We start from the raw sequence: 26,279 nt of genomic DNA, 5'->3' as shown, positions 1-26,279 counted from the left end.
CGTCAGAAACTCCGGACGATGGAATCGGCATCAAGGTTAGCGGGCAGATGGCGTTCCACCCAGTGGGCAATCGGCGACAAGGCGGGGTGGCGGATGGCGCCGGTGAATTGGCCCCACACCCGGGGCAGGAAGGACAGCTGCGGCGCGCCGGTGGTGGCCTGGATCAGTTGCGCCACCCGGCCCAGGATGCGGGCGTGGCGCACGGCGCCCAGGATGGCGGCGGACGCCCTGAAGGTCCCCTGGTCGATGTCGGGGAAGGCGGCCAGGTAGCGCAGGGTCATGGCCTGGCGCAACGCCTCCGGCACGTCGCGCCGCGCGTCCTCCAGCAGCGACACCAGATCGTAGGCGCGGGGGCCGATGCCGCCATCCTGGAAGTCCAGCAGGCCGCAGGCCGCCACGCCGGCCCGGTCCTTCAGCCGCATCAGGTTGCCGGGGTGGTAGTCGCGCAGCAGCAGGGTGGGGGGCAGGGACAGGGCGGCGGGCAGCACCCCCTCCCACGCCTCGGCCAGCTCGTCCCAGGCGCCGGCCGGCAGGGCGCTGCCCCGCACGACAGGCACGAAGGCGTCGGCGAACAGCATGACCTGATCGCGGAACAGGCCGACGTCATAGCGCGACAGGTCGGGGGCGGAGGCCGGCACGAAACGCTGGTGCAGGGCGACCAACACGTCGGTCGCCACCTCATACAGCGGCTGCCATGGCTCTTCCCCGCCGTCCAGCAGGCGGGCGTAGTCGTCGCCGCCGAAATCCTCGATCAGCAACAGGCCCTGCGGCTCATCCCCCGCCAGGATGAGGGGGGCCGACAGGGCGCAGTCGCGCAGCAGGCCGGCGATCTGGACGAAGGGCGGCACCTGGCTGGCCGCCACCTCGTCCCGGCAATCCATCAGGATGGCGGTGGCGCCGTTAAGGGTCAGGCGCTCATAGCGGCGGGCCGACCAGTCGGCGCCCATGGGCTGGCGCCGGGCGGCACCCCAGCCGGCCTGGTCCAGGAAGCGGCGGATGACGGTCTCACGGGGCGGGGTGTCGCGTCTCATGGCTCAGAAGCTTTCCCAGTCTCGGGGCCCCAATCAGGGGTATCCAGGCGGCGGGCCCAGGCGCCGTGGCCCGTCAGCGTGGCGCGCCGGCTCTCGGGCCCGGTGATGGCAAGGTGCAGGTCAAGCCGGTTGGCGGGCAGCAGCGCGCCCAGGCGCACCGGCCATTCCACCAGCGCCACGCCCTCATGAATAACCTCCTCCCATCCCAGTTCCAGCACCTCATCCGGTTCCGTCAGGCGGTAGAGGTCGAAATGCCACAGGGGGAAGCCGGGCAGGTCATAGGTCTGCACCAGGGTGAAGGTGGGGCTGGGCACCTCTTCCTCGGCATCCCCCAGGCTGCGGATCAGGTGGCGGGCGAAGGCGGACTTGCCGGCCCCCAGGTCACCCGACAGGGCCACCACGTCGCTCGGCCGCAACAGGCGGCCCAGCCGCGCCGCCAGGTCGGCCGTCGCCTGCTCATCAGCCAGATCCAATGTCAGCGCGTGGGGCATGGGACTCCTGAGGGTGGGGTGCCGGGGGGATGGAGGGCCGCCGGCGGATACTGCGGCGGCGTACGTTACCGGAGCAAGCATCCAGGCGGGACGCATCCCGCAAACTGGGCCCCGCAAACTGGGCAGTTGATTAGCGCATCAATTCGCGTGATGAAAGCAACCCGAACCGCCGACCGGCCGTGCGGACCCCTTTGGACACGCCCTTCGCCGCCGGTCCCCGCGTGCCGTGCGCCCAAGTGCCGTGTCAGGAGTAGACCAGACCCATGTCCAGCCAGCTTGAGACCATCGCCCCCGGCGGCGTCCACCGCACCGACGTCTGCATCATCGGCGCCGGCCCCGTGGGCCTGTTCGCCATCTTCGAATGCGGCATGCTGAAGCTAGACTGCCACGTGGTCGACGCGCTGGACATGGTGGGCGGCCAGTGCACCGCCCTCTATCCCGAAAAGCCCATCTACGACATTCCGGGCTATCCGCAGGTGGAGGCGGCCACCCTGATCGACCGGCTGGCTGAACAGGCTGCCCCCTTCAAGCCCAACTACCATCTGGGCCAGCAGGTCACGACCCTGACCCCGGGCCAGGATGGCCGTTGGCTGGTGGGCACCGACAAGGGCACAACCATCGACTGCCGCGCCGTGCTGGTCGCCGCCGGCTGCGGCGCCTTCGGCCCCAACAAGCCGCCGCTGGACGGCCTGGGCGAGTATGAGGGCAAGTCGGTGCATTATCTGGTGCGCCGCCGCCAGGATTTCGCGGGCAAGCGCGTGGTCATCGCCGGCGGCGGCGACAGCGCCGTGGATTGGGCCATCTCGCTGTCCGAGGTGGCGGAGCGGGTGATGGTCGTCCACCGCCGGGCCAAGTTCCGCGCGGCACCCGAAAGCGCCGCCCGCCTGGACCAGCTGGCCAAGGACGGCGTCATCGACATGGTCGTGCCCTACCAGCTGGCCGGCCTTGAGGGGGAAAACGGCCGGCTGAGCGGTGTGAAGGTCGCGACGCTGGAGGGGGAGGAGAAGACCTTGCCCGCCGACGCCCTGCTGGCCTTCTTCGGCCTGGCCATGGACCTGGGGCCCATCGCCAGCTGGGGCCTGAACGTGGAACACCACCATGTGGCGGTGAACCCGGCGACCATGGCCACCAACGTGCCGGGCGTCTACGCCATCGGCGACATCGCGACATACCCCGGCAAGGTGAAGCTGATCCTGTGCGGCTTCGCCGAGGCCGCCATGGCCGTGCACGCCATCCATCCCCTGGTCCACCCGGGTGAGGCGCTGCACTTCGAGTATTCCACCAGCCGGGGCGTGCCTGGGGCTTGACGTCGCCTCAGGCGCCGGCGGGGCATGCGCCCCTTGGCTTGTCCTCAGTTTCCAGTCCGCTGCCGCTGTCCGGAAACTTCCGGCGGATGCGGTCGCATCCTATGGAAAAGAGGAAAAATAGGAGTTGAAGGTAGCTCCGGCCCTACCGGCCTTCCTCCCGCACGATCAGGCGGTCGATGGCATCCGACAATGGGGGCAGGTGCTCCAGCACGCTGTTCCACAGCACGCGGGTTGCCACCCGCCGGTCGGGGGGATGCAGCAATTGGCCCATGGCCGCGATCTGGCGCCAGGGGATGTCCGGCTCCGCCGCCGTCACGTCGGGCGGCAATTGCCGGACGGTGGCCGACACCATCTCCAGCGATCGTTCCACCGCGCGTTGCAGGCCCCAGCTTTCGGCGAACTCCGGATAGGCGGTGCCGGCGGTGATGCCGCTGATCCCATCCAGGATTTCACGCAGGTCGCCCAGGCGCAGAATGACGCTCCGCCGCATCATCAGAACACGCGCAAGGCGTCGGCCTCGATCCTCGGGCGCAACTGGGGGTGCAGGCCGTCGCGGGTGGTGACTTCGGATTGCCGGCCCAGGATGGCGCGCACCTTGTCCTGGATGTCCGCCAGTTCGATCAGGCTGAAGCGCGGGTTGTGACTGTCCAGGAACAGGTCGACGCCGCCCTCGTGCTCCGGCGCCGTGGCGCCCGCCACCAGGAACAGGTGCGCGACGCCGGCCCGGTGCAGTTCGGCCTCATGGGCCCTCAGCTTGCTGACCGCCTGTTCCTGATTCATCGCCGCCCCTCAGCCGTTCTTGAGGGAAGCTAACATTTCCCGCCGCAAAATGGCATTGATGCGGGATTGGTAGCCCTTGCCCTGGGACCGCAGCCAAGCCAGCACGTCGGAATCGATCCGTACGGTCGTCGACGTCTTGGTCGGCTTGTAGAAGCGGCCACGCACGGCGTTCTTCCAGAACTCATCCGTCGTCTGGGGGATGTCGCTGTAGTCGATTTCGCTCTCGGGCCGTTCGGCCAAGGCCTTCAACTGGGCCTTTTCCTCCTCGCTCAAACGTGGGGGATTGGCCAGGTCGATGGTCACGCTAACGAGTTTCTTGTTCATAGCGTCGCCTTTCCTGTCGATCGGCCCGGCGGGCCGAAATAATGCGGATGATTTCCAACTCCTCGCCGTTTTCATCCAATTCCCAGATGGTGTGGGCCACCATGAGCAGCATGAATCCCTCCGCGATGCCGAGGGTTTGCCAACGCTCCTCGCCATCTTCGAAACGGTCTTGAGTGGTAAGCGCGAATGGGTCCGCAAAAGCGACGATGGCGGCCCCAAAGGTGACGCCGTGCTTGCGGACGTTACTGGCCGCCTTATCCGGATCCCATACGAAGCGCTTCTTCACAGGAAAATGTTACTACAAATCCGTAGATACGGAAAGGCACCTCACTCCTCCCGCAGCAGCGGGGCGGCCGGTTGGCTGAGCGCCCGCCAGGTGGCGACCAGGCCTAGCGCCAGGGTGATGGCGGTGCTCAGCAGGGCAGTCAGCACCAGGGTCTGGGGCAGGAACACCCACTTCATGTTCATGACCTTGGTCAGGACGGCCCAGGCCGTCAGCGTGCCCAGCGCGCCGGAGATGACGGCCGTCACCAAGCCCAGCGCGCCGTATTCGATGAGGAAGGTGCGCAGGATGGTGGCGCGCACGGCCCCCAGCACCTTCAGCACCACGGCGTCATAGACGCGGCGCCGGTGGCCGGCGGCGATGGCGCCGGCCAGCACCAGGGTGCCGGCCACCAGGGTCACGGCCGCCACCACCCGCACCGCCATGCCGATGTTGACGATGATGGTGGACACGGTGGCCAGCGCCTCCTTCACCCGGATGGCGGTGATGTTGGGGAAGGCCTGGATGACGGCGCGCTGGATGGCGGCCTCGGCCTCCGCCGGGGCCCGCACCGTTGCCAGATGCGTCTGTGGCGCGTGCTCCAGCACGCCGGGGCTCATCACCAGGGTGAAGTTGATGCCCAGGGTGGTGAAGTCCAGGTCGCGCACCACCGCTACCTCCGCCTCGATCTCGCGGCCCAGGACGGACAGGGTCATGTGGGCGCCGGGGCCGATGCCGAAGGCCTGCGCCACGTCCTTGGAGATGGCCAGCTTAGGATCGCCGCTGTAGTCCGCCGGCCACCAGGCGCCGGCCACCACCTTGTCGCCGGCGGGGGCGGCGGCCTGATAGGTCACGCCGCGGTCGCCGTTCACCACCCACTTCTTGTCGGGGTCGTGCACCTGCTCCTGCGCCGGCTTGCCCTCCACCCGCACGATGGTGCCGCGCAAGCTGGGCGTGGTTTCCAGATCGTGCGCGCCGGGCACGGCCAGGACCGTCCGGCGGAACTGGTCCAGCTGGTCGGGCTGGATATCGACGAAGAAGAAGCTGGGCGCGTTGGCCGGCAGGCTCTCCCCCACCTCGCGGCGGAAGTTGCCCTCGATCAGGGCCACGGCCACCAGCACGGTCAACCCCAGGCCCAGCGACAGCACCACCATGCCTGACAGGTTGCCCGGCCGATGCAGGTTGGTCAGGGCCAGGCGCAGGGCCGGCCGCCGGGGGCGCGGCAGCAGGCGGGCCAGGCGGGTGATGCCGGTGCCCGCGCCTAAGAACAGCAGCAGGGTCGCCGCCGCCCCGACGACGAAGAAGGCCGCCAGCTTCTGGTCGACGGAGGTCAGCACGGCCAGCGACCCCAGGGCCGCCGCCAGCCAGGCCAGGGCGGCCAGCACCAGGGCCGGCGGCCGGCCCCGGCGCCCGGCCGATCCCTCGCGGAACAGCCGCGCCGCCGGCACCCCCTGCGCCTGACCCAGCGGCCAGAGGGAGAAGACCAGCGCGGTGGTGAGGCCGAACAGGGCGGCCAGGGCCAGGCGGCCGGGATAGACGCCGATCTCCGCCGTGATGGGCAGCAGGCCCGCCAGCGCGCGCCCCGCCACCAGCGGCAGCACGGCGCCCAGCACCAGGCCGGCGGCGATGCCCAGCCCGGCCAGCGCCAGGATCTGCATCAGATAGACCTGGAAGATCAGGCGCGCGGGCGCGCCCAGGCATTTCAGGGTGGCGATGGAATGGACGCTGGCGTCCATATGGCTGCGCACGGCGTTGCCCACGCCCACACCGCCCACCAGCAGGGCGGTCAGGCCCACCAGGGTCAGGAACTGGGCCAGCCGGTCGATGAAGCGGGTCAACTGCGGGGCGGCGTTGTGGAAGTCGCGCACCCGCCAGCCGGCGTCGGGGAAGGTCTGGTCCACGGTCTTGGCCCAGGCGGCGGCGTCCGTGCCCTCGGGCAGGCGCAACTGGTAGGACCAGTTGACCAGGCTGCCCGGCCGGATCAGCCCGGTGGCGGGCAGGGCGTCCATCGCGATCATCAGGCGGGGCCCCAGCGCGATGCTGCCCGACCCGGCCTTGTCCGGCTCATGGTCGATGATGCCGCGCACCTCCACCGTCGTGTCGCCGACGACGAGATTGTCGCCGATCCTCAGCGACAGGCGGGTGGCCAGGGTGTCATCGACGAAGGCGCCGAAGACGCCGTCGCGCGCCGCCAGGCGGGTCTGTGCGTCGCTTCCCCCATCCGTCAGGGTCAACCGGCCATAGAGCGGATAGCGGCCGTCCACCGCCTTCAGCTCCACCAGGCCGCTGGCGCCCAGGTCGGCTTCTCCGCCGGCTGTGTCCGCCGCCTTGCGCGCCATGGCCCGCATGTCGGCGGTGACCGCCACGGTGCCCTGGCCCTCCAGCCACTGGCGCTGCTCCGCCGTCGCCTCGCGGTAAAGGACGCGGACCGACGCGTCGCCGCCCAGGATGGCGCGGCCGTCCTGGGTCAGGGACCGCTGGATGCCGCCCGCCACCGACTGCACGGCGGCGATGGCGCCCACGCCCAGGGCCAGGCACAAGAGGAAGATGCGGAAGCCCCGGATGCCGCCGCGCAGTTCGCGCCGCGCCAGCCGGGCCGCCAGCTTAAGTTCGGTCAGGGTGATCATGGCGGCCTCAGTCGGCGAGCGCTGCGCGCGCCAAGGCGGTATCCTCCACCACCCGGCCGTCGGCCAGGCGGATGGTGCGGTCGCAGCGGGCGGCCAGGCCGGGGTCGTGGGTCACCAGGATCAGGGTGGTGCCGTGGCGGCGCGCCTGGTCGAACATCAGGCGGATGATCTGCTCCCCCGTCTCCTGGTCCAGGTTGCCGGTGGGTTCATCCGCCAGGATCAGGCGGGGCCGGGGGGCGAAGGCGCGGGCCAGCGCCACGCGCTGCTGCTCGCCGCCCGACAGCTGGCCGGGATAATGGTCCAGCCGGTGGGACAGGCCTACGGCCGCCAAGCCGTCGCGGGCGCGGTCGAAGGCGTCGGCCTCGCCCGCCAGTTCCATGGGCAGGGCCACGTTTTCCAGCGCCGTCATCGCCGCCATGAGGTGGAAGGATTGGAAGACGATCCCCACATGATCGCGGCGGAAGCGGGCCAGCGCGTCTTCCGACAGGGTGTTCAGTATCTGGTCCGCCACCGTGACCGTGCCGCCGGTGGGCCGTTCCAGCCCGCCGATGACCATCATCAGCGATGATTTTCCCGACCCGCTGGGCCCGACGATGCTGATCCGTTCCCCCGCCTGGATCGAAAGGTCGATACCTTTCAGGATGTTGACGCGCCCGGCGGCGCTTTCCAATGTCAGGGTCAGGCCGTTCAATTCCAGGGCGGGCTGGACAGGGGGCATGGGCGCGTGGCTTTCGGGCTGAAGGTCTCCAGCCGATATGGCCCGGGCCCCTTTTATTTCAACAGGAATACCGGCAATGCGACTTTCCTTTCCACTCGCCTCGCTGCTGCTCGCCCCGCTGTTGGCCCTGGGCCTGGTGACGGGCGCCGCCCAGGCCCGGCCGCTGAAGGTGGCGGTGCTGGGCGACAGCCTGTCGGCCGGCTACAACCTGCCGCCCGGCCAGGGGCTGACGCGCCAGCTGGAGGCGGCGCTGCGCCAGGACGGCTTCGACGTTACGGTGGGTGACACCGCCGTCTCCGGCCAGACCTCGGCCGGCGGCCTGGCCGGCCTGGACTGGATGCTGGGTGACAAGCCGGACCTGGTGGTGGTGGAACTGGGTGCCAACGACATGCTGCGCGGCATCGATCCCAAATCAACCCGCGCCAACCTGGACAAGATCCTGTCCACCCTGAAGGACCGGCACGTCCCCGCCATCCTGGCCGGCATGAAGGCCCAGCCCAACCTGGGCGCCGACTACGTCGCCGCCTTCGACAAGATTTACCCGGACCTGGCCAAGCAGTACGCGCTGCCCTTCTATCCCTTCATCCTGGACGGCGTGGCGCTGGACCCGAAGCTGACCATCGCCGACCGCATGCATCCTAATGGCGACGGCGTGGCCGTCATGGTCCGGGGGCTGAAGCCCCTGGTTGCCAAGGCGCTGACGACGCTGAACGGTGGCGCGGCGGCGGGCAAATAGGGGGTTTCACAGCGCCGCCGGGGCTATTCCCCGCAGCTGACCTCGCGTAGACAGGCGTTAACCTTTTCCCGCCTTTCAAGGACACCCCCCATGGAACACCGCCGTCTCGGCCGTACCGACATCACCGTCAGCGCCATCTGCCTGGGCACGATGACCTGGGGCCGCCAGAATACCGAGGCGGAAGGCCATGCGCAGATGGACTACGCCTTCGACCGGGGCGTCACCTTCTTCGATACGGCGGAGATGTACGCCGTCCCGCCCAACGCCGAGACCTATGGCCGGACGGAGGAGATCATCGGCAGCTGGTTCCAGGCCACCGGCCGGCGGTCCCAGGTCTTCCTGGCCAGCAAGGTCAGCGGCCCTGGTCCCATGCCCTGGGTGCGCGGCGGCCAGCACCGGCTGGACCGCGCCAACATCCATGCCGCCGTGGACGCCAGCCTGCGGCGCCTGCGCACCGACTACATCGACCTCTATCAGGTGCACTGGCCGCAGCGGCCCCTGGCCCTGTTCGGCCGGGGCGCGCCGGAAGGGCTGTACAGCGACGGCGGCGTGCCCATCGAGGAGACGCTGGCGGCGATGGGTGAGCTGGTGACGGCCGGCAAGGTCCGGCACATCGGCGTGTCGAACGAGACGGCCTGGGGCGTCATGGCCTATCTGCGCGCGGCGGAACGGCAGGGGCTGCCCCGCATCGCCAGCATCCAGAACGTCTACAACCTGCTGTCCCGCGTCTTCGACACCGATCTGGCGGAGGTGGCGGTGCGCGAGCAGGTTGGCCTGCTGGGCTATTCGCCCCTGGCCGGCGGCACCTTGAGCGGCAAGTACCTGAACGGCGCCATGCCGGCGGGCTCGCGCCGCGCCATCGATACCCGCGGGTCCCGCTACGGCGGGCCGGTGGTCGACCCCATCGTGGCGCGCTACCTGGACATTGCCCGCCGCCACGGCCTGAACCCGACGCAGATGGCGATATCCTTCGCCCTGCGCCAGCCCTTCATGACCGCCGTCATCATCGGCGCCACCAGCATGGCCAACCTTGAAAGCAACATCGCCGCGGCCGACGTTACGTTGAGCGACGCGGTGATCGACGAGATCGAGGCCGTGCACCAGTCCAACCCGTCACCCTGCCCGTAAGGACGGGGTCCCAAGGTACAGCGTCATGATCCGCCTGTTCGTGGGCCTGGAAATGCCGGAAGCGGTGCGGGACGCCCTGTCCCGCCTCACCGGCGGCCTGCCGGGGGCCCGCTGGGTGCCGCCGGAAAACTATCACCTCACCCTGCGCTTCATCGGCGAGGTGGATGAAGGCGTGGCCCAGGACATCGATGAGGCGCTGGACCTGGTGGTGGCGCCTGCCTTCACCCTGGCGCTCGATGGCCTGGGCCAGTTCGGCAAGGGGGAGAAGTCGCGCGTGCTCTGGGCCGGCGTGCGCCCCGAACCGGCGCTGGACCATCTGCAGGCCAAGGTGGAGAGCGCGGTGGTGCGGGCCGGGCTGGCGGCCGAGACGCGCAAGTTCAGCCCCCACGTCACCCTGGCCACCCTGGGCCGGGAAACACCGGCGGCCCGCGTGGGCCGCCTGATGGAGGAACACGGGCTGTTCCAGGCGGGGCCGTTCCCGGTCGACCGCTTCATCCTTTATGAAAGCGTGCTGGGCCGGCAGGGCAGCACCTACCATGCGCTGCGGGGCTATCCGCTGGGCGGCTGGCGGCCGGCGGAAGAGGCCCCCTGACGCGCAGGCCCCCTCGCGCATAATTGCGCATGCGCCCGGGGTGCGGATGCCGTATCTCCTCTAAAATCCCCTCGATAGCCGGAGTCGAGCCCCGCCATGATCCAGCCCGCCCGCCGCACCTTCGTCGCCCTGGATACGCCTGAGCCCAAGGCGGCCCGCGCCCTGGCCCAACGGCTGGCCGGCCATGTCGGCGGCGTCAAGCTGGGGCTGGAATTCTTCTGCGCCGCCGGGCCGGACGGCATCCGCGCCGTGACCGAGGGCCTGGACATGCCGCTGTTCCTGGACCTGAAGCTGCACGACATCCCCAACACGGTGGCGGGCGCCATCCGCTCCGTCATGCCCCTGGCGCCGGCCTTCATCACCCTGCACACCCTGGGCGGGGCGGCGATGATGCGGGCGGCGGTGGACGCGGCGGCCGACGCGGCGGCCCAGATGGGCGTGCCCCGGCCCAAGCTGCTGGGCGTCACGGTGCTGACCAGCATGAGCCTGCTGGACCTGGCCTCGGTGGGCGTGGACCGGCCGGTGGCCGACCAGGTGGCCCTGCTGGCGGATCTGGCCCATGTCGCCGGCATGGACGGCGTCGTCTGCTCGCCCAATGAGTGCGCCGTGCTGCGCCGGCAGCTGGGGCCCGACTTCACCCTGATGGTGCCGGGCATCCGCCCCGTGTGGGCCTCGGCCAACGATCAGAAGCGCATCATGACCCCGGCCGCCGCCGTGACGGCCGGCGCCACCTACCTGGTCATCGGCCGCCCCATCACCGACGCCCAGGACCCCGTCCAGGCCGCGCAGCGCATCGTCACCGAGCTGGCGGCCTGAGAATTTAGCGCATTGCTCCTGGGCCCCGACCGGGGCCGCCGGAAGTTTCCGGGGAGCGTAGCGGACTGGAAACTGAGGACTAGCCAAGCGGCCGCAGGGCCGCGCCGGCGTTTGAGGAGCACGCACCATGCCCGTCAAGGCGAAGATCTGCGGGATCAATCATCCCGAGGCCTTGAGGGCGGCCGTGGACGGTGGCGCCCGCTACATCGGCCTGGTGTTCTTCGCCAAGTCGCCACGCAACGTCTCGCTGCCCCTGGCGGCGGAGCTGGCGCGCATGGTGCCCACCGGCGTGCGCACCGTGGGCCTGTTCGTCGACCCCACGGATGAGTTCCTGGACCAGGCCCTGGCCCAGGTGCCGCTGGACCTGATCCAGCTGCATGGGGAGGAGACGCCGGAACGGGTGGCCGCCATCCGTGCCGCCACCCGCCTGCCGGTGATGAAGGCGCTAAAGGTGGAAACCGCCGCCGACCTGGACGCAGCCTCGGCCTATGAGCCGGTGGCCGACATCCTGCTGTTCGACGCCAAGCCGCCGAAAGGCGCGGTGCTGCCCGGCGGCAACGGCGTCGCCTTCGATTGGACCCTGCTGACCGGCCGGCGCTGGTCCAAGCCCTGGATGCTCTCCGGCGGCCTGGCCCCCGACACGGTGGCCAAGGCCATCCGCGTGAGCGGGGCGCAGGCGGTGGACGTGTCCTCGGGCGTTGAGGATGGGCCGGGCCACAAGGATCCGGCTCTGGTCCGCGCCTTCCTGGACGCCGTGCGCAGCGCCTGAATGAGAAAAGGGGGCCAGGCGCGATGCCTGGCCCCCCGAATGGCGGGTCGATATCGACTGGCCCAAAACCTCAGAAGCGATCCAGTTCCATGGTCTTGCTCCAGGCCGCCACGAAGTCCTTCACGAACTTTTCCTTCGCATCGTCGCTGGCGTAGACCTCCGCCACCGCGCGCAGCTCCGCGTTCGATCCGAAGATCAGGTCCACGGGGCTGGCGGTCCACTTCAGGGCGCCGCTGGCCCGGTCATAGCCCTCGTAGACGCCCTGGGTCTTGGTGGACGGCGCCCATTTGGTGCCCATGTCCAGCAGGTTCACGAAGAACTCATTGTTCAGCGTGCCCGGATGGGTGGTCAGCACGCCGGTCTTGGACTGCCCCTCATTGGCGTTCAGGGCGCGCAGGCCGCCCACCAGCACCGTCATCTCCGGCACCGTCAGGGTCAGGGTGTTGGCCTTGTCCACCAGCGCCTCGGCTGGGGACAGCCGGTTGTGGGGGCCGTAGTAGTTGCGGAAGCCGTCTGCCGCCGGTTCCAGGTAGGCGAAAGAGGCGACGTCGGTCTGCGCCTGGGTCGCGTCGGTGCGGCCGGGCTTGAACGGCACCTCGACGGTGTAGCCCGCCTGCTTGGCCGCCTGCTCGATGCCCACGCCGCCGCCCAGCACGATCAGATCGGCTAGCGATACCTTCTTGCCGCCCTTTGCGGCGCGGTTGAAGTCGGCCTGGATGCCCTCCAGCTTGGCCAGCACCTTCTTCAGCTCCGCCGGGTCGTTGACGGCCCAGTCCTTTTCCGGGGCCAGGCGGATGCGGGCGCCGTTGGCGCCGCCGCGCATGTCGGTGCCGCGGAAGCTGGCGGCCGAGGCCCAGGCGGTGCGCACCAGTTCCGGCACCGTCAGGCCCGACGCCTGGATCTTGTCCTTCAGCTGCGCCACGTCTTGGGCGTCGATCATGGCGTAATCGGCGGCCGGGATGGGGTCCTGCCAGCTGAACACCTCCTTCGGCACCTCGTTGCCCAGGTAGCGGGCGCGGGGCCCCATGTCGCGGTGGGTCAGCTTGAACCAGGCGCGGGCGAAGGCGGCGGCGAACTCGTCCGGGTTCTTCTGGAAGCGCAGGGCGATGGCGCGGAAGCCCGGGTCCATCTTCAGCGACAGGTCCGTCGTGAACATCATGGGCGGGTGGCGCTTGTTCGGGTCGTGCGCGTCGGGCACCAGCTCGCCGGCGCCCTTGTCCTTGGGCATCCACTGGATGGCGCCCGCCGGGCTTTTGGTCTGCACCCAGTCGAAGCCGAACAGGTTGTCCAGGTACTGGGTGGTGAAGGCAATGGGGTTGGCGGACCAGGCGCCCTCCAGCCCGCTGCTGACGGTGTCGGCGCCGTTGCCGGTGCCGCACTTGTTCTCCCAGCCCAGGCCCTGCTTCTCGATGCCGGCGCCCGCCGGGTCGCTGCCCAGGCACTTGGCCTCATGCGCGCCGTGGGCCTTGCCGAAGGTGTGGCCGCCGGCGATCAGGGCCACCGTCTCCTCGTCATCCATGGCCATGCGGCCGAAGGCCTGGCGGATGTCCTTGGCGGCGGCGATGGGGTCGGGGTTGCCGTTGGGCCCCTCCGGATTCACGTAGATCAGGCCCATCTGGGTGGCGGCCAGGGGCCCCTTCAGCTGGTGCTGGCCGTCGAAGCGCTGGTCGTCCAGCCACTTCCTCTCCGGCCCCCAGAACACCAGGTCTGGCTCCCACTCGTCGATGCGGCCGCCGGCGAAGCCCAGGGTCTTGAAGCCCATGTTCTCCAGCGCGACGTTGCCGGCCAGCACCATCAGGTCGCCCCAGGACAGCTTGCGCCCGTACTTCTGCTTGATGGGCCACAGCAGGCGGCGCGCCTTGTCCAGGTTGACGTTGTCCGGCCAGCTGTTCAGCGGCTCGAACCGCTGCTCCCCGCCGCCGGAGCCGCCGCGCCCGTCACCCACGCGATAGGTGCCGGCGCTGTGCCAGGCCATGCGGATGAAGAAGGGGCCGTAGTTGCCGTAGTCCGCCGGCCACCAAGCCTGGGGTGTGGTCAGGACCTTGTCGATGTCCTTTTTCACCGCCTGCAGATCCAGGCTCTTGAACTCGGCCGCGTAATCGAACGTGCCGCCATAGGGATTGGACGCGGCCTCGTTCTGGCGCAGCGGGCTGAGGTCCAGCCGGTTGGGCCACCAGTCCTGGTTGGACATCGGCTTGTCCCCTTGGGGCCTGTCCATTTGGGGCTTGTCCTGGGCATGGGCGGTGCAGGCCAGAGCCAGTGGTGAGACGGCCGCCGACAGCAGCAGGGCGAAGGAAAGGGCGCGCGTGTGCATCGAAATCTCCCTTGTGGGAAAGTCAGAACTCGGATGCATCTGCAGCTAACATGCTGAAAAACACGGAACAAACTAATTGATTCTATAATTCTTATAGGGAAAATCTATAAAGGAAATAAAAATGAAAAACGCCGCTAATGGATAGGCGACATAATTATTAACATAAGGCAGGTCAGAGGTATTAATAATTTGTGCGGCGCGGCAATGTGGTGGCGTTGGACATGCCCACCTAGTGCTGCGCCTCGCGAATCGCTTGCGCTAGGCGCTGATAGGTGGTGCTGAGGGCGGCACCGTTGCGCCAAGCCAGCACGATGCGGCGCTTGGCCTCCGGATCCGGCAGGGTGCGGGTGGTCACGTGCAGGCCATGCAGCAGGCCGGCCTGCACCGCCATTTCCGGCAGCAAGGTGACGCCCAGCCTGTTGTCCACCAGATGCACCAGGGTCTGCAGCGTGGCGGCGGACATGGCCTGACGTTGCAGGTCGGCGCGGCCGCACAGCGCCAGGGCATGGTCGCGCAGGCAGTGCCCGTCCGGCAGCAGCAGCAGGCGTTCCGTCCAGTCGGCCTCCTGCAGCGTGGCGTGGCCACCCACCGGGTCCTCCATATGGAAGGCCAGCATCAGCGGGTCATCGAACAGGAAATCATAGTCCAGCGCCGTGCAGGGATAGGGCAGGGCCAGGATGGCGCAGTCCAACTCCCCATGGCCCAGTGCCGCGCACAGGTTGGCGCTGAACTCCTCCCGCACATGCAGTTCCAGCAGGGGATAGCTGCTGGCGAACCTGGGCAGCAGGCGGGGCAGCAGATAGGGGCCCACCGTGGGGATGATGCCCAGCCGCAGCATGCCGGCCAGCGGCCCCTCGCCATGCCCGATATTGCCCAGGTCCTGCGCCACGCGCAGCATCTCGCGCGCCTTTTCCACCACCTGCTCGCCCACGGCGGTGAAGGCCACCATGCGCCGCGTGCGTTCCACGAGGTGCAGGCGCAGCAGGGACTCCAGTTCCTGGATGCCGGAGGACAGGGCGGCCTGGGTGACGTTGCACGCTGCGGCCGCCCGGCTGAAATTCCGGTGCTCATGCAGGTGCACGAGATAACGGAGTTGCTTGAGGCTGGGCAGGGTCATTGGTGGCGTCTTCAAGGGGACGGTGACCGCACCATCCTAGTCCCAAAGCGCCAGGATTGGAATTATTCTAATTAAAAAATCAGAGAAGAGCAGTTTGCCTGGACGCGCGATCAGCACCAAGCCCCGCCAGCCAAGGGTGAGGATCGCCCGGGCTTCGCGGATAAAGATGATCGGAGTGGTCGCCTGGGGCGACGCTTGGACGAAGGCCGGGGGACGAAGGCCGGGGAAAGCTAAATCAGCACGTCCAGGAACATGCCCCGGCGATAGCGCGCGGGCAGGGTCAGGATGCCATTGACCATCAGGCTGGCCAGCTCACGGGCCGAGGGCCAGCGGTTGCCGGGCTTGGCCTTCTGCACGGCGCGCGTGGGCGCCGGCGGCGGCACCAGGATGGAGTGCCGGTCCGAACCGTCGGGGATCAGCCCGCCGAGGCGGGAGGTGGTGGGGCGGGTCTCGACCATAGCACGATCATATAGCCGGCGGGGGCCTGGGGCCAAGGGGCCTTATGGGCAGCCCCTCAAACCTCACAAATAATCCTGCACGATGTCGACGCTGGTCTCCACGCCCACCTTATCGAAATTGGCGGCCAGCCAGCTGTCGGCCGTCTCCCGCCCCTTGGTGAACAGGTACTGCAGGAATTCCGGCTCGGCGTTCAGCTTGCTGCTGGCGTGCATGTCGGCCAGCGCCTCGTCATTCTCGATGACGTGCATGCGCAGGGCCTTGTACTGGTCGGAGGTGAGGTCGCCGGAGTCGATGAGGCGGGAAACGAAGCGGATGGACCGCATCTCACGCATCAGCGAGGCGTTGAAGGTGATCTCGTTCACCCGGTCGGCGATCTCGAACGGCGTCTTGGGCACGCCCTTGCGCACCAGCGGGTTGATCTGCACGACGATGATGTCGTGGCTCTCGTTCTCGTACGCGATGGGCCACAGCGACGGGTTGCCCATGAAGCCGCCGTCCCAATAATACTCCCCTTTGATCTCCACCGCCTGGAACATCTGGGGCAGGCAGGCCGAGGCCAGCACGGCGTCCACGGTGATGTCGCGATTGCGGAAGATCTTGACCTTGCCCGTCTCCACATTGGTGGCGGACAGGTAGAGGTCGATGCCGGCGGCGAAGCGCACCTGGTCGAAATCGATCAGGTCTTCCAGGATGCGGCGCAGCGGGTTGATGCCCAGCGGATTGCTCTGATAGGGCGAGACCACCATGTTCATCAGGTTGATGAAGGCATAGCCCGGGCTGTCGTCCACCCGCCAGCTGCCGCGCAGGCGCGACAGCCAACTGCGCTGCAAGGGTGAGCTCCGTCCCGCCTCCCCCACCTTGGTCCAGAAGGTGCGCAGCGCCTGGCGGGCGCCCTCGCGCCCGTCCTTGCCATAGCCGTCGGCCATGACCACGGCGTTCATGGCGCCGGCGCTGGTGCCGGAGATGGCCTCCACTTCCAGCCGGCCATCTTCCAGCAGGCGATCCAGCACGCCCCAGGTGAAGGCGCCGTGCGATCCGCCGCCCTGCAGGCCCAGGTTGACCCGCTTATGCGGCTGGCCGTTGCGCCCTTTCATCTTGGGGGCGGTGGTCTCGTTGGAACCGGGTGGGTTTTGGGGAGGCGTGCTGTCGGGCATCGGGGGACCTTGTCGCTGGGTTGATCCATGATGCGGCGCAACCGAACGGCGGCCGGAACGCGAAGATACCCCTGGGTGGCGGGCCTTGCGGCGTCCCCGGGGCGTCAATGATATGGGGCCGCACCCCGCTGGTCCAAGAGCGGCATTCGCGCCGCGTCCGGCCGTTTGCGCGGAAGGCCGGCCCGACCTCGGCACTCTATCGTGGTCCGCCGCCACGCGTCGTTACAAATCTCCCCACCGAATGTTGCGCCGCCAAACGAATATGTCGGCCCGACTTTGCGCCCGCCCGCCGCTTCTGCTAAAACCGACGGCGCGATCGGTATCCCATATCCGCCTTCGGGGGTTGGCGAAGGGGCCGCGACGGCAGGGATCGCAGCGGGGTCGGGAAGGGAAGGCGGGGGGGCGATGGTAAGGGCAGGCGGGTCCGGGGGGACCGCGCATACGCGTCATGCCATTGACAGGGGGGACCATCGGTCGCACCTTCCCTCGACCATGATCCGCGTCCATGCCACTTGCGTCAGTGTTGGCGGTGCCGGCGTCCTCCTTCGGGGGCCGTCGGGGTCGGGCAAATCCGATTTGGCCCTGCGCCTGGTGGATGCGGGCGCCCTGCTGGTGGCTGACGACCAGGTGGATCTTGTCGCCGATCCTACGGGAACCTTGCTGACCGCCACCGCGCCCGAGTGTCTGGCCGGCCTGATAGAGGTGCGCGGACTGGGCATCCTGCCCGCCCCCGCCACCCCGTCCGCCTTCGTGCGCCTCGTGGTCGATCTGGTCGACCGCGATGCCGTTTCCCGCCTGCCCGATCCCGCCGCCGTGACCCTGGCCGGCGTGGCCGTGCCCCGCGTGGCGCTGTGGCCCTTCGCCGCCTCCGCCCCCGCCGCCCTGCGCTTGGCCCTGGCGGCCGTGGCCGCCGGCCTGCCCCTGGTGCCGGCTGCGTTCGAGGAGGTGGCGGCATGAGTGAGCTTCCCATGACCCGGCCGCCCGTGGTGGTGGTCACCGGCCTGTCCGGCGCCGGTCTTTCCACCGCGCTGAAGGCGCTGGAGGATTTGGGCTACGAGGCGGTGGACAACCTGCGCCTGTCGCTACTGACCCATCTGGTGGAACAGGCCAGCGACCGGCCGCTGGCCATCGGCATCGACAGCCGCACCCGCGATTTCTCCGCCGACGCCGTGGGTGCGGAACTGGACCGGTTGCGCAAGGCCACGGGCCGGACCGTCAGCCTGCTGTTCATGGAGGCGTCGGACGAGGCGCTGCAGCGGCGCTACACCGAAACCCGCCGGCCCCATCCCCTGGCCACCGACCGGCCCGTGCCCGATGGCATCGCCCGGGAACGCGGTCTGCTGTGGTCCTTGCGTGACAACGCCGATGTGGTGGTCGACACGACCCAGCTTTCCATCCACGATGTCCGCCGTTTGCTGGGCGGGCATTTCCGGTTGGACACGGCGCCGTCGTTGCATGTCTTCGTGACCAGCTTCTCGTTCCGCCACGGCGTCCCGCGTGAGGCCGACCTGGTGTTCGACGTCCGTTTTCTCGACAATCCCCACTGGGTTCCCGATCTCCGGCCCCTGACCGGCAACGATCCGCCCGTGGGTGCCTTCATCGAGAAGGATGGCGACTTCCCCGCCTTCTTCGACAACCTCACCCGCTTGCTGGCCCCCCTGCTGCCCCGCTACCTGAACGAGGGCAAGCGCTACCTCACCATCGCCGTGGGGTGCACCGGGGGCCGCCATCGTTCCGTCTTTGTCGCCAACCGGCTGGCGGCATGGTTGCAAACCCAGGGCTCCCGGGTGGGCGTCGCCCACCGGGAATTGGACCGGTCCGGCGTGTCCCCGGAGCCCGCGCATGTCGTCAATAGGGAGACCCGATGATCGGTATGGTCCTCGTGACCCACGGCCGCCTGGCCGAGGAGTTCATACTGGCCCTCCAACACGTGGTGGGGGAACAGGCACAAGTGCGCGCGGTCTGCATCGGGCCGGAAGATGACATGGAGCAGCGGCGGGAAGACATCCTGGCCAAGGTCGCGGAGTGCGACACCGGCGACGGTGTGGTGGTCCTGACCGACATGTTCGGCGGCACGCCGTCCAACCTGGCCATCAGCACCATGGACCGCGCCAAGGTCGAGGTCATCGCCGGCGTGAACCTGCCCCTGCTGATCAAGCTGGCCTCGGTGCGCAAGACCGAGACGCTGGAGAGCGCGGTACAGGCCGCGCGCGAGGCGGGCCGCAAGTACATCAACGTCGCGTCATCTCTGCTGGCGGACAACTAAGCCATGACGGGCGGGGGGGAAGGAAACGCGGGCGAATTCGGCCCGTCGCGCACGGCGCTGATCCAGAACCGGCGCGGCCTGCACGCCCGGGCGGCGGCAAAGTTCGTGAAGCTGGCGGCGGAATTCGATGCCGAGGTGGAGGTTGAGCGGGGCGACACCCAGGTCAATGGCCAGTCCATCATGGGCCTGATGATGCTGGCGGCCGCCATCGGCACCTCCATCACGTTGCGGGCGCGGGGGCCACAGGGGGAACAGGCGCTGGACGCCCTGGTCGCCCTGGTCGACCGCAAGTTCGATGAGGACTGAACGGCAAATGGCCGATCGCGCATCTGGCCGGGGCCGCACGATGAAGGCGGCGGCCGATCGTCTGCTGCGGGGCGTGGGGGTTTCCTCCGGTATCGCCATCGGGCCGGCGCATGTGGTGGACGCCAGCGCCCTGCTGGCGCCGGAATACGCCATTCCCGAGGCCGAACTGGAGGCGGAGGTCCAGCGCTTCGCCACCGCCGCCGACAAGGCGCGCCGCCAAGTGCGCAAGCTGAAGACCAAGGCCTCCGGCCTGCCGGACAGCGCCGCGGAGGAGATCGGCTTCCTGCTGGACGCCCATTTCGCCATGCTGTCGGGCTCCCGCCTCATGCGCGGCGTGGAAAAACGCATCCGTCAGGACAAGGTGAACGCCGAGGCCGCGGTCCAGGCGGAAATCACCAGCATCGCGCAGAGCTTCGCCGATATGGAGGACGCCTACCTGGCGGCCCGCATCGCCGATGTGCGCGAGGTGGGCCAGCGGCTGCTGCGCAACCTGATGCAGCACAAATACCAGGCCTTCTCCTTCCTGCCGGAGGGCTGCATCGTCCTGGCGGAGGATTTGAGCCCCGCCGACACCGCCCTGATGGATCCGCGCCGCATCGCCGGCTTCGCCACCATGCTGGGCGGGCCGGAGGGCCACACCGCCATCATGGCGCGGTCCCTCAGCCTGCCGGCCGTGCTGGGCACCCTGGGCCTGCTGCAGGGCGTTCAGAATGGCGACACGGTGGTGGTGGACGGCATCGCCGGCCAAGTCTGCGTCAACCCCAGCCCGGACGTGCTGGACGGCTACCGCCGCCGCCGGGCCGAGCTGCTGGCCGAACGGGCGCAGCTGAAAAGCCTGCGCAAGCTGCCGGCCATCACCCGCGACGGCACCTCCGTCACCCTGAACGCCAACCTGGAACTGCCGCGTGAGCTGGACGGCGCCATCGAGGTGGGGGCATCGGGCGTGGGTCTGCTGCGCACCGAGTTCCTGTTCATGAACCGCGAGGACCTGCCCGACGAGGATGAGCAGACGGAGATCCTGACCCGCATCGTCACCAGCATGGACGGCAAGCCGGTGACGGCGCGCACGCTGGACATCGGCGGGGAGAAGATCGCCACCGCCCTGCGGGGGTATTTCAGCGAACCCACCAACCCCGCCCTGGGCCTGCGCGCCATCCGCCTGTCGCTGAAGGAACCCAAGCTGCTGGAAACCCAGCTGGCCGCCATGCTGCGCGCCGGGGCGCACGGCAACCTGCGTATCCTGCTGCCCATGATCAGCTCGGTGGCGGAGGTGCGGCGCGTGCGTGAGATCATGGCCACGGTGGTGCGCCGCCTGCGCCGCCGGGGGGTGAAGATCGCCCACCCCCTGCCCAAGCTGGGCATCATGATCGAGATACCGGGCGCCGCCTTGTCGGCCGACGGCCTGGCGCCCTTCTGCGACTTCTTCGCCATCGGCACCAACGACCTGATCCAGTACACCCTGGCCATCGACCGGGGCGACGAGCAGGTGGCCGACCTGTACGACCCGCTGCATCCGGCCGTGCTGCGCCTGGTGCAGTTCACCACCGAAGCGGCGCTGCGCGCCCGCATCCCCGTGTCCATCTGCGGGGAAATGGCGGGCGACCCGCGCTACACCGCCCTGCTGTTGGGCCTGGGCATTCGCGAGCTGTCCATGGCGCCCAACAACCTGCCCCTGGTGAAGCGCCGCCTGCGCGGGCTGGACCTGATCGAGGCCACCCGCCGCGCCCGCACCATCATGGACCAGACCGACCGGGGCCGCATCGCCGCCCTGCTGGACGACTTCAACGACGCCGCCGCTTGACGGCGATATGCCGCCAAGCGGCTTAGGCCACGACCGTGGCCGCCGGAGCTTTCCGGGGAACGTAGTGGACTGGAAAGCGAGGAAGCCAAGCCGGCGGACGCCGGCGCCCGGCGCTTGAGGGCAATGCGAATAGCTTGACGGGGTTCGGGTCTCTGATTCACCTTTGGGCGTGCCAGCATTGCTGGCATTGCCTGGGAGGACCCCGATGCCCACCGCCCTGACCGTCCGTGGCCTGGATGAGGAACTGGTGCGCCGCCTGAAGCTGCGCGCCGCCCGTCACGGCCGTTCCATGGAAGCCGAGTGCCGCGACATCCTGCGCCAGGCGCTGGCCAATGAGCCGCAGGATTTCCGCGCCCTCGCCTCTTCCCTGCGCCAGTCCCTGGCCGATCGCGCCCACCGCCCTGCCGGCGACGTCATGGCCGCCACGCGGGCCGAGACCTGGGCCGCCCTGCCGGAGGCCATTCCGGCGGGTGGCATTTCCGGGCCGGGGGACGAGCCATGACGCTGCAATTCGTCATCGACGCCTCGGTCGCCCTGCAATGGGTGGTGCCGGAGGCGACCAGCCCGGTGGCCGACCGCCTGCTGGGCCACCGCCTGCTGGCGCCCGACGTGCTGATGGGCGACCTGGCCCAGGTGCTGGGCGCCAAGGTGGCTCTGGGCGACCTGACGGCGGTGGAGGCCGCCACCGCCGCCATGGCCCTGCAAGGGGCGGAGGTGGAGCTGATGCCGTCACGCCCGCTGCTGGCCGATGCCGTGCGCCTGGCGGCGCAACTGTCCCATCCGGCCCAGGATTGCCTGTACCTGGCCCTGGCCCAGGGCCTGCAGCTGGTCTACGTCACCGCCAACCCGGCCCTGGTCCGATCCGTGCGCGGCCCCCTGGGCGGCCGTTTGGCGGGGCGTGTCGTGCTGGTGCACGAGGTGGAGAGGTTCTTGAGATAGTTCCCTCAGGCGGCGGGCGCGGGCATCCGCCCGCTTGCCTTCCTCGCTTTCCAGTCCGCTGGCGCTCCCCGAAAAGCTCCGGCGGCCGCGGTCGCGGCCTAGAGTCTCCCCAACAAATACACACATAAAGATATCTTTATGCTTGCTGGTGCGGCGGTCCGCTGGTACACCCTGGCCATCATCCAGCCTGGGAAGGCCGGGGCGCCGGCGCGTCTTGCCGCCCCCGAAAGCCCCCGGGCACCAAAGGAGCATCGTCCCCATGACCGCCTTCACCGATTACAAAGTCCAGGACATCGGCCTCGCCGGCTGGGGTCGCAAGGAAATCACCATCGCCGAGACCGAGATGCCGGGCCTGATGGCCCTGCGCACGGAATATGCGGGCAAGAAGCCGCTGGAAGGCGCCCGCATCGTCGGCTGCCTGCACATGACCATCCAGACCGCCGTGCTGATCGAGACGCTGGTGGACCTGGGCGCCACCGTGCGCTGGTCCTCCTGCAACATCTTCTCGACCCAGGACCACGCCGCCGCCGCCATCGCCGCCGCCAACATCCCGGTCTTCGCCTGGAAGGGCGAGACGGAGGAGGAGTTCTGGTGGTGCATCGAGCGGACGCTGCGCGGCCCGGACGGCTGGACCCCCAACATGATCCTGGACGACGGCGGCGACGTCACCCAGATCCTGCACGACAAGTATCCCGAGATGCTGGCCGACATCCGCGGCCTGTCGGAAGAGACCACCACGGGCGTGCATCGCCTGTATGAGATGATGAAGAAGGGCACGCTGAAGGTCCCGGCCATCAACGTGAACGACAGCGTCACCAAGTCCAAGTTCGACAACCTGTACGGCTGCCGCGAGAGCCTGGTGGACGGCATCAAGCGCGCCACCGACGTCATGATGGCCGGCAAGGTGGCCGTGGTCTGCGGCTACGGCGACGTGGGCAAGGGGTCCGCCGCCTCGCTGCGCAGCCAGGGCGCCCGCGTCATGGTGACCGAGATCGACCCCATCAATGCCCTGCAGGCCGCCATGGAAGGCTATCAGGTCGTCACGATGGAACAGGCCGCCCCCTTGGGCGACATCTTCGTCACCGCCACCGGCAACGTCGACGTCATCACGCTGGACCACATGCGTGAGATGAAGGACCGGGCCATCGTCTGCAACATCGGCCACTTCGACAGCGAAATCCAGATCGACGCCCTGCGCAACTACGTGTGGGAAGAGGTGAAGCCGCAGGTGGACGAGGTGGTGTTCCCCGACGGCAAGCGTCTGATCGTCCTGGCCAAGGGCCGCCTGGTGAACCTGGGCTGCGCCACCGGCCACCCCAGCTTCGTCATGTCCGCCAGCTTCACCAACCAGGTGCTGGCCCAGATCGAGCTGTGGAACAACGCCGACAAGTACGAGAACAAGGTCTATGTGCTGCCCAAGCACCTGGACGAGAAGGTGGCCCGCCTACACCTGGCCAAGATCGGCGCCATCCTCACCACCCTGACCGACAAGCAGGCGGAGTACATCGCCGTCAGCCCGCAGGGCCCGTTCAAGCCCGATCACTACCGTTATTGAGAAGAACGCGGGGCCCCTGGTTCCAGCGGTTTCAGGGAAAGGCCGGGCCGTCGCGCCCGGCCTTTTCCTTGGGCGCGCCAGGCGTGGGCCAGGCACGGGAACGCCCTGGGAGGGAGCTTTGTTTGGTGAGGCAAGGGTTTGCCGCGAAAACGTAGCCTTCCGTTGGCTTGGCACCCACCTCGTCATTAACTAAGATTCGCGCGTCATGCCGAAGAACGCCACCACCCTGCCTCTAGCGCTGACTGTCGCCGCCCTGGCCGCGCCCGGGATTCCGTGCCTGCGCCTGGGATTTCCCGACCTGCCGCTGTCCTTGGTGCTGGCGGGGTCGGCCGCCAGCCTGGTGGCGGTGGGTGTCTGCCTGACGCGCCTTACCCGCCAGCGCAGCCGGGTCGAAGCTCAGGCGGTGCGGGCCGACGCCTTGCTGGCCGGTTGCCCCGATGAATGGGTGGCCTGGCAGGACGGCCGCGTCATCGGCACCAGCGCCAGCGCCGGCGCCTGGCTTGGCATTCCCGACCCGCAGCCTGGCAGCCGCCCGGATGAGATCGCGCAGGCCTTCACCACGCCGGATGATGAGGCTTTGCGTCAGGCGCTGCGCGCTTTGGACACCGGTGGCACCCCCTTCACCCGCCAATTGGCCTGCCATCAGGGCCGCCGCAGCCTGCTGGCGATCGGCCGCCGGGTTGTGCCGCCCGTGGCCCCCGGCGATGGGGGCGATCTGCCGTCGGCAATCAGTGTGCTGTGGCTGCGCGACGTCACCGCGGCCACGGCGGACGCCAAGGCCCAGGAGCGGCGCCGCCAAGTGGCGGAGGAGGGCTTGGCCCAGTTCCGCGCCGCCCTGGACCTGCTGCCCTTCCCCTTGTGGATGCGGCGTGCCGACGGAGCGCTGGCCTGGTGCAACCAGGCCTACGGCACGGCGGTCGGCGTGCCGCCGGAGGAAGTGGTGGCGCAGGGCGTGGAGCTGGTCACCGGTCCCGGTGCCGGCCAGTCGCTGGCCGCCCGCGCCCTGTCAAGCAGGCAGCCGGCCTGGGAAAGCCGCCATGTCATCGTCGCCGGCCAGCGCCAGCTGCTGCGCCTGACGGAAACGCCGCTGGAGATGCCGCTGGAGGGGGGCGCCGCCCTACTGGGCCATGCGCTGGACACCACCCGCGAGCAGGAACTGTCGTCGGAGCTGGAGCGCCACATCGCCGCCCATGCCGACGTGCTGGAGCATCTGGGTTCCGCCATCGCCATCTATGGCGCCGACACCAAGCTGAAGTTCCACAACCGCTCCTACGCCCGGCTGTGGGGCCTGGACGAGAGCTGGCTGGAGACCGAGCCCAGCTATGGCGAGGTGCTGGAGGATTTGCGCAGCCGCCGGCGCCTGCAGGAGGAGGTGGACTTCCCCCGGTGGAAGCGCGCGCAGCTGGCCCAATTCACCAACCTGACGGAGCCACGCGAGGACCTGACCCACCTGCCGGACGGCACGACCCTGCGCACCATCGCCGTGCCCCACCCCTTCGGCGGCCTGATGTTCGTGCTGGAGGACGTGACCAACGCGCTGGCCCTGGAATCCTCCTACAATACCCTGATGGCCGTGCAGCAGGAGACGCTGGACAATTTGGCGGAAGGGGTGGCGGTGTTCGGCGGCGACGGCCGGCTGAAGCTGTGGAACCCATCCTTCGCCCGCATCTGGCGGCTGAAGGGACCGGACCTGAACGGCGAGCCGCACATCACCCAGGTGATCGACAAGCTGCAACCCCTGCTGGACCACGACGGCGACTGGCCGGCCCGCCGGCGCACCATGATCGCCGACCTTTTGGAACGGTCCAGCTACGCCGGCCGACTGGAGCGCACCGACCGGTCCATCGTCGACGTGTCCAACGTGCCGCTGCCCGACGGCGCCGTGCTGATCAGCGTGCTGGACATCACCGACAGCGTGCGGGTGGAAGAGGCGCTGCGCGCCAGCAATGAAGCGCTGGCGACCGCCGATCGACTGAAGTCGGAATTCATCGCCAACGTCTCCTATCAGCTGCGCACGCCCCTGAACGCCATCATGGGTTTCGCCGAAATCCTCAATAACCAGTATTTCGGCGCGCTCAACGAACGCCAGGCGGACTACACCAAGGGCGTCCTGGAGGCTAGCCGCCGCCTGCTGGCCCTGATCAACGACATCCTGGATCTGGCCACCATCGAGGCCGGCTTCATGACCCTGGACCGCTCCCCCGTGGATGTCGGCCAGCTGCTGGAGGCGGTGTCGGGCCTGACCCTGGACTGGGCGCGCAAGCAGGATGTGACCCTGCTGGTGCAGGTGCCGTCCGACATCGGCAACCTCGACGCCGACGAGCGCCGGCTGAAGCAGGCGCTGTACAACCTGGTCAGCAACGCCGTGAAGTTCACGCCGCCAGGCGGCCAGGTCACCCTGTCGGCCAAGCGCCAGATGGGGGAGGGGGGGCCGGAGATGGTGCTATCGGTCAGCGACACCGGCATCGGCATCCCCGCCGCCGACCGCCAGCGCGTGTTCAACAAGTTCGAGCGCGGCGAGGTGCAGAACCATCCCGCCGGCGCCGGCCTGGGCCTGTCACTGGTGAAAAGCTTCGTCGAGCTGCACGGCGGCCATGTGGAGATCAGCGACAGCGACCAGGGCACGCTGATCCAGTGTCACCTGCCATTGCGGCAGAATGCCGTAATGGCGGTTTAGAGTGATGTTCCTCAAGCGCCGGGCGGCCACATCCGTGGCCTTGGCTATCCTTGTAACTTGAATGAGGCCGCGTCGGGTAAGCTACCAGACGCGGTGGCAGGCAAGAGGCC

Annotated in this window: 27 protein-coding genes; 15 read left to right on the top strand and 12 right to left on the bottom strand. The window is 68.8% G+C overall.

The annotated features are described in order from the left end of the window. Window positions 1-2: 2 nt before the first annotated feature. Window positions 3-1,031: an aminoglycoside phosphotransferase family protein gene (locus tag FBZ88_RS23900; RefSeq protein WP_145619592.1), complete on the bottom strand. Its 1,029-nt coding sequence runs from the start codon at window positions 1,029-1,031 to the stop codon at window positions 3-5. After that, window positions 1,028-1,522 (bottom strand): tRNA (adenosine(37)-N6)-threonylcarbamoyltransferase complex ATPase subunit type 1 TsaE, encoded by a 495-nt coding sequence (tsaE, locus tag FBZ88_RS23895; protein WP_145619591.1) that lies wholly within the window; start codon window positions 1,520-1,522, stop codon window positions 1,028-1,030. The genes FBZ88_RS23900 and tsaE overlap by 4 nt, the downstream gene beginning before the upstream one ends. A gap of 263 nt (window positions 1,523-1,785) precedes the next feature. On the opposite strand from tsaE, the gene FBZ88_RS23890 reads away from it, so the two are divergent. Next, on the top strand, window positions 1,786-2,829 hold the full coding sequence (locus FBZ88_RS23890; protein WP_145619590.1) for an NAD(P)/FAD-dependent oxidoreductase: 1,044 nt from the start codon (window positions 1,786-1,788) through the stop codon (window positions 2,827-2,829). 142 nt (window positions 2,830-2,971) lie between these two features. On the opposite strand, the gene FBZ88_RS23885 is transcribed toward FBZ88_RS23890, so the two are convergent. The 6 genes from FBZ88_RS23885 to FBZ88_RS23860 are packed head-to-tail and all read right to left on the bottom strand — an operon-like array spanning window position 2,972 to window position 7,540. Continuing rightward, window positions 2,972-3,322 carry a HepT-like ribonuclease domain-containing protein gene (locus FBZ88_RS23885; protein ID WP_145619589.1) on the bottom strand — a complete coding sequence of 117 codons (351 nt, stop codon included), beginning with the start codon at window positions 3,320-3,322 and terminating at the stop codon, window positions 2,972-2,974. Beyond that, window positions 3,322-3,609: a nucleotidyltransferase family protein gene (locus tag FBZ88_RS23880; RefSeq protein ID WP_145619588.1), complete on the bottom strand. Its 288-nt coding sequence runs from the start codon at window positions 3,607-3,609 to the stop codon at window positions 3,322-3,324. The genes FBZ88_RS23885 and FBZ88_RS23880 overlap by 1 nt, the downstream gene beginning before the upstream one ends. Window positions 3,610-3,618: 9 nt before the next feature. Next, window positions 3,619-3,933 carry a BrnA antitoxin family protein gene (locus tag FBZ88_RS23875; protein ID WP_145619587.1) on the bottom strand — a complete coding sequence of 105 codons (315 nt, stop codon included), beginning with the start codon at window positions 3,931-3,933 and terminating at the stop codon, window positions 3,619-3,621. Then, window positions 3,914-4,219: a BrnT family toxin gene (locus tag FBZ88_RS23870; protein WP_088872352.1), complete on the bottom strand. Its 306-nt coding sequence runs from the start codon at window positions 4,217-4,219 to the stop codon at window positions 3,914-3,916. Before FBZ88_RS23870 ends, FBZ88_RS23875 begins: the two co-directional genes overlap by 20 nt. A gap of 41 nt (window positions 4,220-4,260) precedes the next feature. Continuing rightward, complete coding sequence (locus FBZ88_RS31420) at window positions 4,261-6,822, bottom strand: ABC transporter permease (RefSeq protein WP_145619586.1); 2,562 nt, start codon at window positions 6,820-6,822, stop codon at window positions 4,261-4,263. A gap of 7 nt (window positions 6,823-6,829) precedes the next feature. Next, the gene (locus FBZ88_RS23860; protein WP_145619585.1) at window positions 6,830-7,540 is read right to left on the bottom strand and encodes an ABC transporter ATP-binding protein; all 711 of its coding nucleotides are present in this window, start codon (window positions 7,538-7,540) and stop codon (window positions 6,830-6,832) included. Window positions 7,541-7,616: 76 nt separating this feature from the next. Between FBZ88_RS23860 and FBZ88_RS23855 the strand changes: the two genes are divergently transcribed. The 5 genes from FBZ88_RS23855 to FBZ88_RS23835 all read left to right on the top strand — a co-directional run bounded on the left by FBZ88_RS23855 (window position 7,617) and on the right by FBZ88_RS23835 (window position 11,581). Next, complete coding sequence (locus FBZ88_RS23855) at window positions 7,617-8,276, top strand: arylesterase (protein WP_145619584.1); 660 nt, start codon at window positions 7,617-7,619, stop codon at window positions 8,274-8,276. A gap of 90 nt (window positions 8,277-8,366) precedes the next feature. Beyond that, on the top strand, window positions 8,367-9,404 hold the full coding sequence (locus tag FBZ88_RS23850; RefSeq protein WP_145619583.1) for an aldo/keto reductase: 1,038 nt from the start codon (window positions 8,367-8,369) through the stop codon (window positions 9,402-9,404). Between the two features lie 25 nt (window positions 9,405-9,429). Continuing rightward, window positions 9,430-9,996 carry an RNA 2',3'-cyclic phosphodiesterase gene (gene thpR / locus FBZ88_RS23845; RefSeq protein WP_145619582.1) on the top strand — a complete coding sequence of 189 codons (567 nt, stop codon included), beginning with the start codon at window positions 9,430-9,432 and terminating at the stop codon, window positions 9,994-9,996. A gap of 96 nt (window positions 9,997-10,092) precedes the next feature. Beyond that, window positions 10,093-10,812: an orotidine-5'-phosphate decarboxylase gene (gene pyrF, locus FBZ88_RS23840; RefSeq protein WP_088872346.1), complete on the top strand. Its 720-nt coding sequence runs from the start codon at window positions 10,093-10,095 to the stop codon at window positions 10,810-10,812. 127 nt (window positions 10,813-10,939) lie between these two features. Continuing rightward, window positions 10,940-11,581, top strand: coding sequence for a phosphoribosylanthranilate isomerase (locus FBZ88_RS23835; protein ID WP_145619581.1), 642 nt, complete (start codon window positions 10,940-10,942; stop codon window positions 11,579-11,581). A 70-nt stretch (window positions 11,582-11,651) separates the two neighbouring features. Here FBZ88_RS23835 and katG read toward each other — a convergent pair whose 3' ends face one another. The 4 genes from katG to FBZ88_RS23815 all read right to left on the bottom strand — a co-directional run bounded on the left by katG (window position 11,652) and on the right by FBZ88_RS23815 (window position 16,625). Continuing rightward, entirely contained in the window at window positions 11,652-13,895 is a 2,244-nt protein-coding gene (katG, locus tag FBZ88_RS23830) for a catalase/peroxidase HPI (protein WP_145619580.1), read from the bottom strand. Between the two features lie 229 nt (window positions 13,896-14,124). Further along, entirely contained in the window at window positions 14,125-15,012 is an 888-nt protein-coding gene (locus FBZ88_RS23825) for a hydrogen peroxide-inducible genes activator (protein ID WP_145619579.1), read from the bottom strand. Between the two features lie 230 nt (window positions 15,013-15,242). Continuing rightward, window positions 15,243-15,470, bottom strand: coding sequence for a hypothetical protein (locus tag FBZ88_RS23820; RefSeq protein WP_088872341.1), 228 nt, complete (start codon window positions 15,468-15,470; stop codon window positions 15,243-15,245). A 63-nt stretch (window positions 15,471-15,533) separates the two neighbouring features. Further along, window positions 15,534-16,625, bottom strand: coding sequence for a patatin-like phospholipase family protein (locus tag FBZ88_RS23815; RefSeq protein WP_145619578.1), 1,092 nt, complete (start codon window positions 16,623-16,625; stop codon window positions 15,534-15,536). A 492-nt stretch (window positions 16,626-17,117) separates the two neighbouring features. Here FBZ88_RS23815 and FBZ88_RS23810 point away from each other — a divergent pair, with 492 nt between their 5' ends. From FBZ88_RS23810 to FBZ88_RS23770, 9 genes are all read left to right on the top strand, one after another. Further along, the gene (locus tag FBZ88_RS23810; RefSeq protein ID WP_145619577.1) at window positions 17,118-17,582 is read left to right on the top strand and encodes an HPr kinase/phosphorylase; all 465 of its coding nucleotides are present in this window, start codon (window positions 17,118-17,120) and stop codon (window positions 17,580-17,582) included. Continuing rightward, on the top strand, window positions 17,579-18,493 hold the full coding sequence (gene rapZ, locus FBZ88_RS23805; RefSeq protein WP_145619576.1) for an RNase adapter RapZ: 915 nt from the start codon (window positions 17,579-17,581) through the stop codon (window positions 18,491-18,493). Before FBZ88_RS23810 ends, rapZ begins: the two co-directional genes overlap by 4 nt. Beyond that, window positions 18,490-18,891 carry a PTS sugar transporter subunit IIA gene (locus tag FBZ88_RS23800; RefSeq protein WP_145619575.1) on the top strand — a complete coding sequence of 134 codons (402 nt, stop codon included), beginning with the start codon at window positions 18,490-18,492 and terminating at the stop codon, window positions 18,889-18,891. The genes rapZ and FBZ88_RS23800 overlap by 4 nt, the downstream gene beginning before the upstream one ends. A 3-nt stretch (window positions 18,892-18,894) precedes the next feature. Beyond that, on the top strand, window positions 18,895-19,197 hold the full coding sequence (locus FBZ88_RS23795) for an HPr family phosphocarrier protein (RefSeq protein ID WP_145610891.1): 303 nt from the start codon (window positions 18,895-18,897) through the stop codon (window positions 19,195-19,197). Between the two features lie 7 nt (window positions 19,198-19,204). Further along, window positions 19,205-20,998, top strand: coding sequence for a phosphoenolpyruvate--protein phosphotransferase (ptsP, locus tag FBZ88_RS23790; RefSeq protein WP_244410759.1), 1,794 nt, complete (start codon window positions 19,205-19,207; stop codon window positions 20,996-20,998). Between the two features lie 205 nt (window positions 20,999-21,203). After that, window positions 21,204-21,500, top strand: coding sequence for a FitA-like ribbon-helix-helix domain-containing protein (locus FBZ88_RS23785; protein ID WP_145619574.1), 297 nt, complete (start codon window positions 21,204-21,206; stop codon window positions 21,498-21,500). Continuing rightward, on the top strand, window positions 21,497-21,937 hold the full coding sequence (locus tag FBZ88_RS23780; protein ID WP_145610894.1) for a type II toxin-antitoxin system VapC family toxin: 441 nt from the start codon (window positions 21,497-21,499) through the stop codon (window positions 21,935-21,937). Before FBZ88_RS23785 ends, FBZ88_RS23780 begins: the two co-directional genes overlap by 4 nt. Window positions 21,938-22,196: 259 nt before the next feature. Continuing rightward, window positions 22,197-23,492 carry an adenosylhomocysteinase gene (ahcY, locus tag FBZ88_RS23775; RefSeq protein WP_145619573.1) on the top strand — a complete coding sequence of 432 codons (1,296 nt, stop codon included), beginning with the start codon at window positions 22,197-22,199 and terminating at the stop codon, window positions 23,490-23,492. 205 nt (window positions 23,493-23,697) lie between these two features. Then, the gene (locus FBZ88_RS23770) at window positions 23,698-26,169 is read left to right on the top strand and encodes a sensor histidine kinase (RefSeq protein WP_246138828.1); all 2,472 of its coding nucleotides are present in this window, start codon (window positions 23,698-23,700) and stop codon (window positions 26,167-26,169) included. Window positions 26,170-26,279 lie beyond the last annotated feature (110 nt).

The sequence above is a fragment of the Nitrospirillum bahiense genome (genome assembly GCF_007828025.1).
Lineage (GTDB): Bacteria > Pseudomonadota > Alphaproteobacteria > Azospirillales > Azospirillaceae > Nitrospirillum > Nitrospirillum amazonense.
Note: the sequence above shows the minus strand (reverse complement) of the source record. Positions and strands in the feature narration are given on the sequence as shown.

Bases quoted from the DNA above. Each gene is read 5' to 3' on its own strand.
- FBZ88_RS23880 (WP_145619588.1), bottom strand. From the start codon at position 3,609: ATGAATCAGGAACAGGCGGTCAGCAAGCTGAGGGCCCATGAGGCCGAA.
- FBZ88_RS23820 (WP_088872341.1), bottom strand. From the start codon at position 15,470: ATGGTCGAGACCCGCCCCACCACCTCCCGCCTCGGCGGGCTGATCCCC.
- FBZ88_RS23800 (WP_145619575.1), top strand. From the start codon at position 18,490: ATGATCGGTATGGTCCTCGTGACCCACGGCCGCCTGGCCGAGGAGTTC.
- FBZ88_RS23770 (WP_246138828.1), top strand. From the start codon at position 23,698: ATGCCGAAGAACGCCACCACCCTGCCTCTAGCGCTGACTGTCGCCGCC.
- thpR (WP_145619582.1), top strand. From the start codon at position 9,430: ATGATCCGCCTGTTCGTGGGCCTGGAAATGCCGGAAGCGGTGCGGGAC.
- FBZ88_RS23900 (WP_145619592.1), bottom strand. From the start codon at position 1,031: ATGAGACGCGACACCCCGCCCCGTGAGACCGTCATCCGCCGCTTCCTG.
- FBZ88_RS23875 (WP_145619587.1), bottom strand. From the start codon at position 3,933: ATGAACAAGAAACTCGTTAGCGTGACCATCGACCTGGCCAATCCCCCA.
- FBZ88_RS23850 (WP_145619583.1), top strand. From the start codon at position 8,367: ATGGAACACCGCCGTCTCGGCCGTACCGACATCACCGTCAGCGCCATC.
- FBZ88_RS23780 (WP_145610894.1), top strand. From the start codon at position 21,497: ATGACGCTGCAATTCGTCATCGACGCCTCGGTCGCCCTGCAATGGGTG.
- FBZ88_RS23810 (WP_145619577.1), top strand. From the start codon at position 17,118: ATGATCCGCGTCCATGCCACTTGCGTCAGTGTTGGCGGTGCCGGCGTC.
- katG (WP_145619580.1), bottom strand. From the start codon at position 13,895: ATGCACACGCGCGCCCTTTCCTTCGCCCTGCTGCTGTCGGCGGCCGTC.
- rapZ (WP_145619576.1), top strand. From the start codon at position 17,579: ATGAGTGAGCTTCCCATGACCCGGCCGCCCGTGGTGGTGGTCACCGGC.
- FBZ88_RS23860 (WP_145619585.1), bottom strand. From the start codon at position 7,540: ATGCCCCCTGTCCAGCCCGCCCTGGAATTGAACGGCCTGACCCTGACA.
- FBZ88_RS31420 (WP_145619586.1), bottom strand. From the start codon at position 6,822: ATGATCACCCTGACCGAACTTAAGCTGGCGGCCCGGCTGGCGCGGCGC.
- FBZ88_RS23815 (WP_145619578.1), bottom strand. From the start codon at position 16,625: ATGCCCGACAGCACGCCTCCCCAAAACCCACCCGGTTCCAACGAGACC.
- tsaE (WP_145619591.1), bottom strand. From the start codon at position 1,522: ATGCCCCACGCGCTGACATTGGATCTGGCTGATGAGCAGGCGACGGCC.
- ahcY (WP_145619573.1), top strand. From the start codon at position 22,197: ATGACCGCCTTCACCGATTACAAAGTCCAGGACATCGGCCTCGCCGGC.
- FBZ88_RS23825 (WP_145619579.1), bottom strand. From the start codon at position 15,012: ATGACCCTGCCCAGCCTCAAGCAACTCCGTTATCTCGTGCACCTGCAT.
- FBZ88_RS23890 (WP_145619590.1), top strand. From the start codon at position 1,786: ATGTCCAGCCAGCTTGAGACCATCGCCCCCGGCGGCGTCCACCGCACC.
- FBZ88_RS23885 (WP_145619589.1), bottom strand. From the start codon at position 3,322: ATGATGCGGCGGAGCGTCATTCTGCGCCTGGGCGACCTGCGTGAAATC.
- FBZ88_RS23855 (WP_145619584.1), top strand. From the start codon at position 7,617: ATGCGACTTTCCTTTCCACTCGCCTCGCTGCTGCTCGCCCCGCTGTTG.
- ptsP (WP_244410759.1), top strand. From the start codon at position 19,205: ATGGCCGATCGCGCATCTGGCCGGGGCCGCACGATGAAGGCGGCGGCC.
- pyrF (WP_088872346.1), top strand. From the start codon at position 10,093: ATGATCCAGCCCGCCCGCCGCACCTTCGTCGCCCTGGATACGCCTGAG.
- FBZ88_RS23785 (WP_145619574.1), top strand. From the start codon at position 21,204: ATGCCCACCGCCCTGACCGTCCGTGGCCTGGATGAGGAACTGGTGCGC.
- FBZ88_RS23835 (WP_145619581.1), top strand. From the start codon at position 10,940: ATGCCCGTCAAGGCGAAGATCTGCGGGATCAATCATCCCGAGGCCTTG.
- FBZ88_RS23795 (WP_145610891.1), top strand. From the start codon at position 18,895: ATGACGGGCGGGGGGGAAGGAAACGCGGGCGAATTCGGCCCGTCGCGC.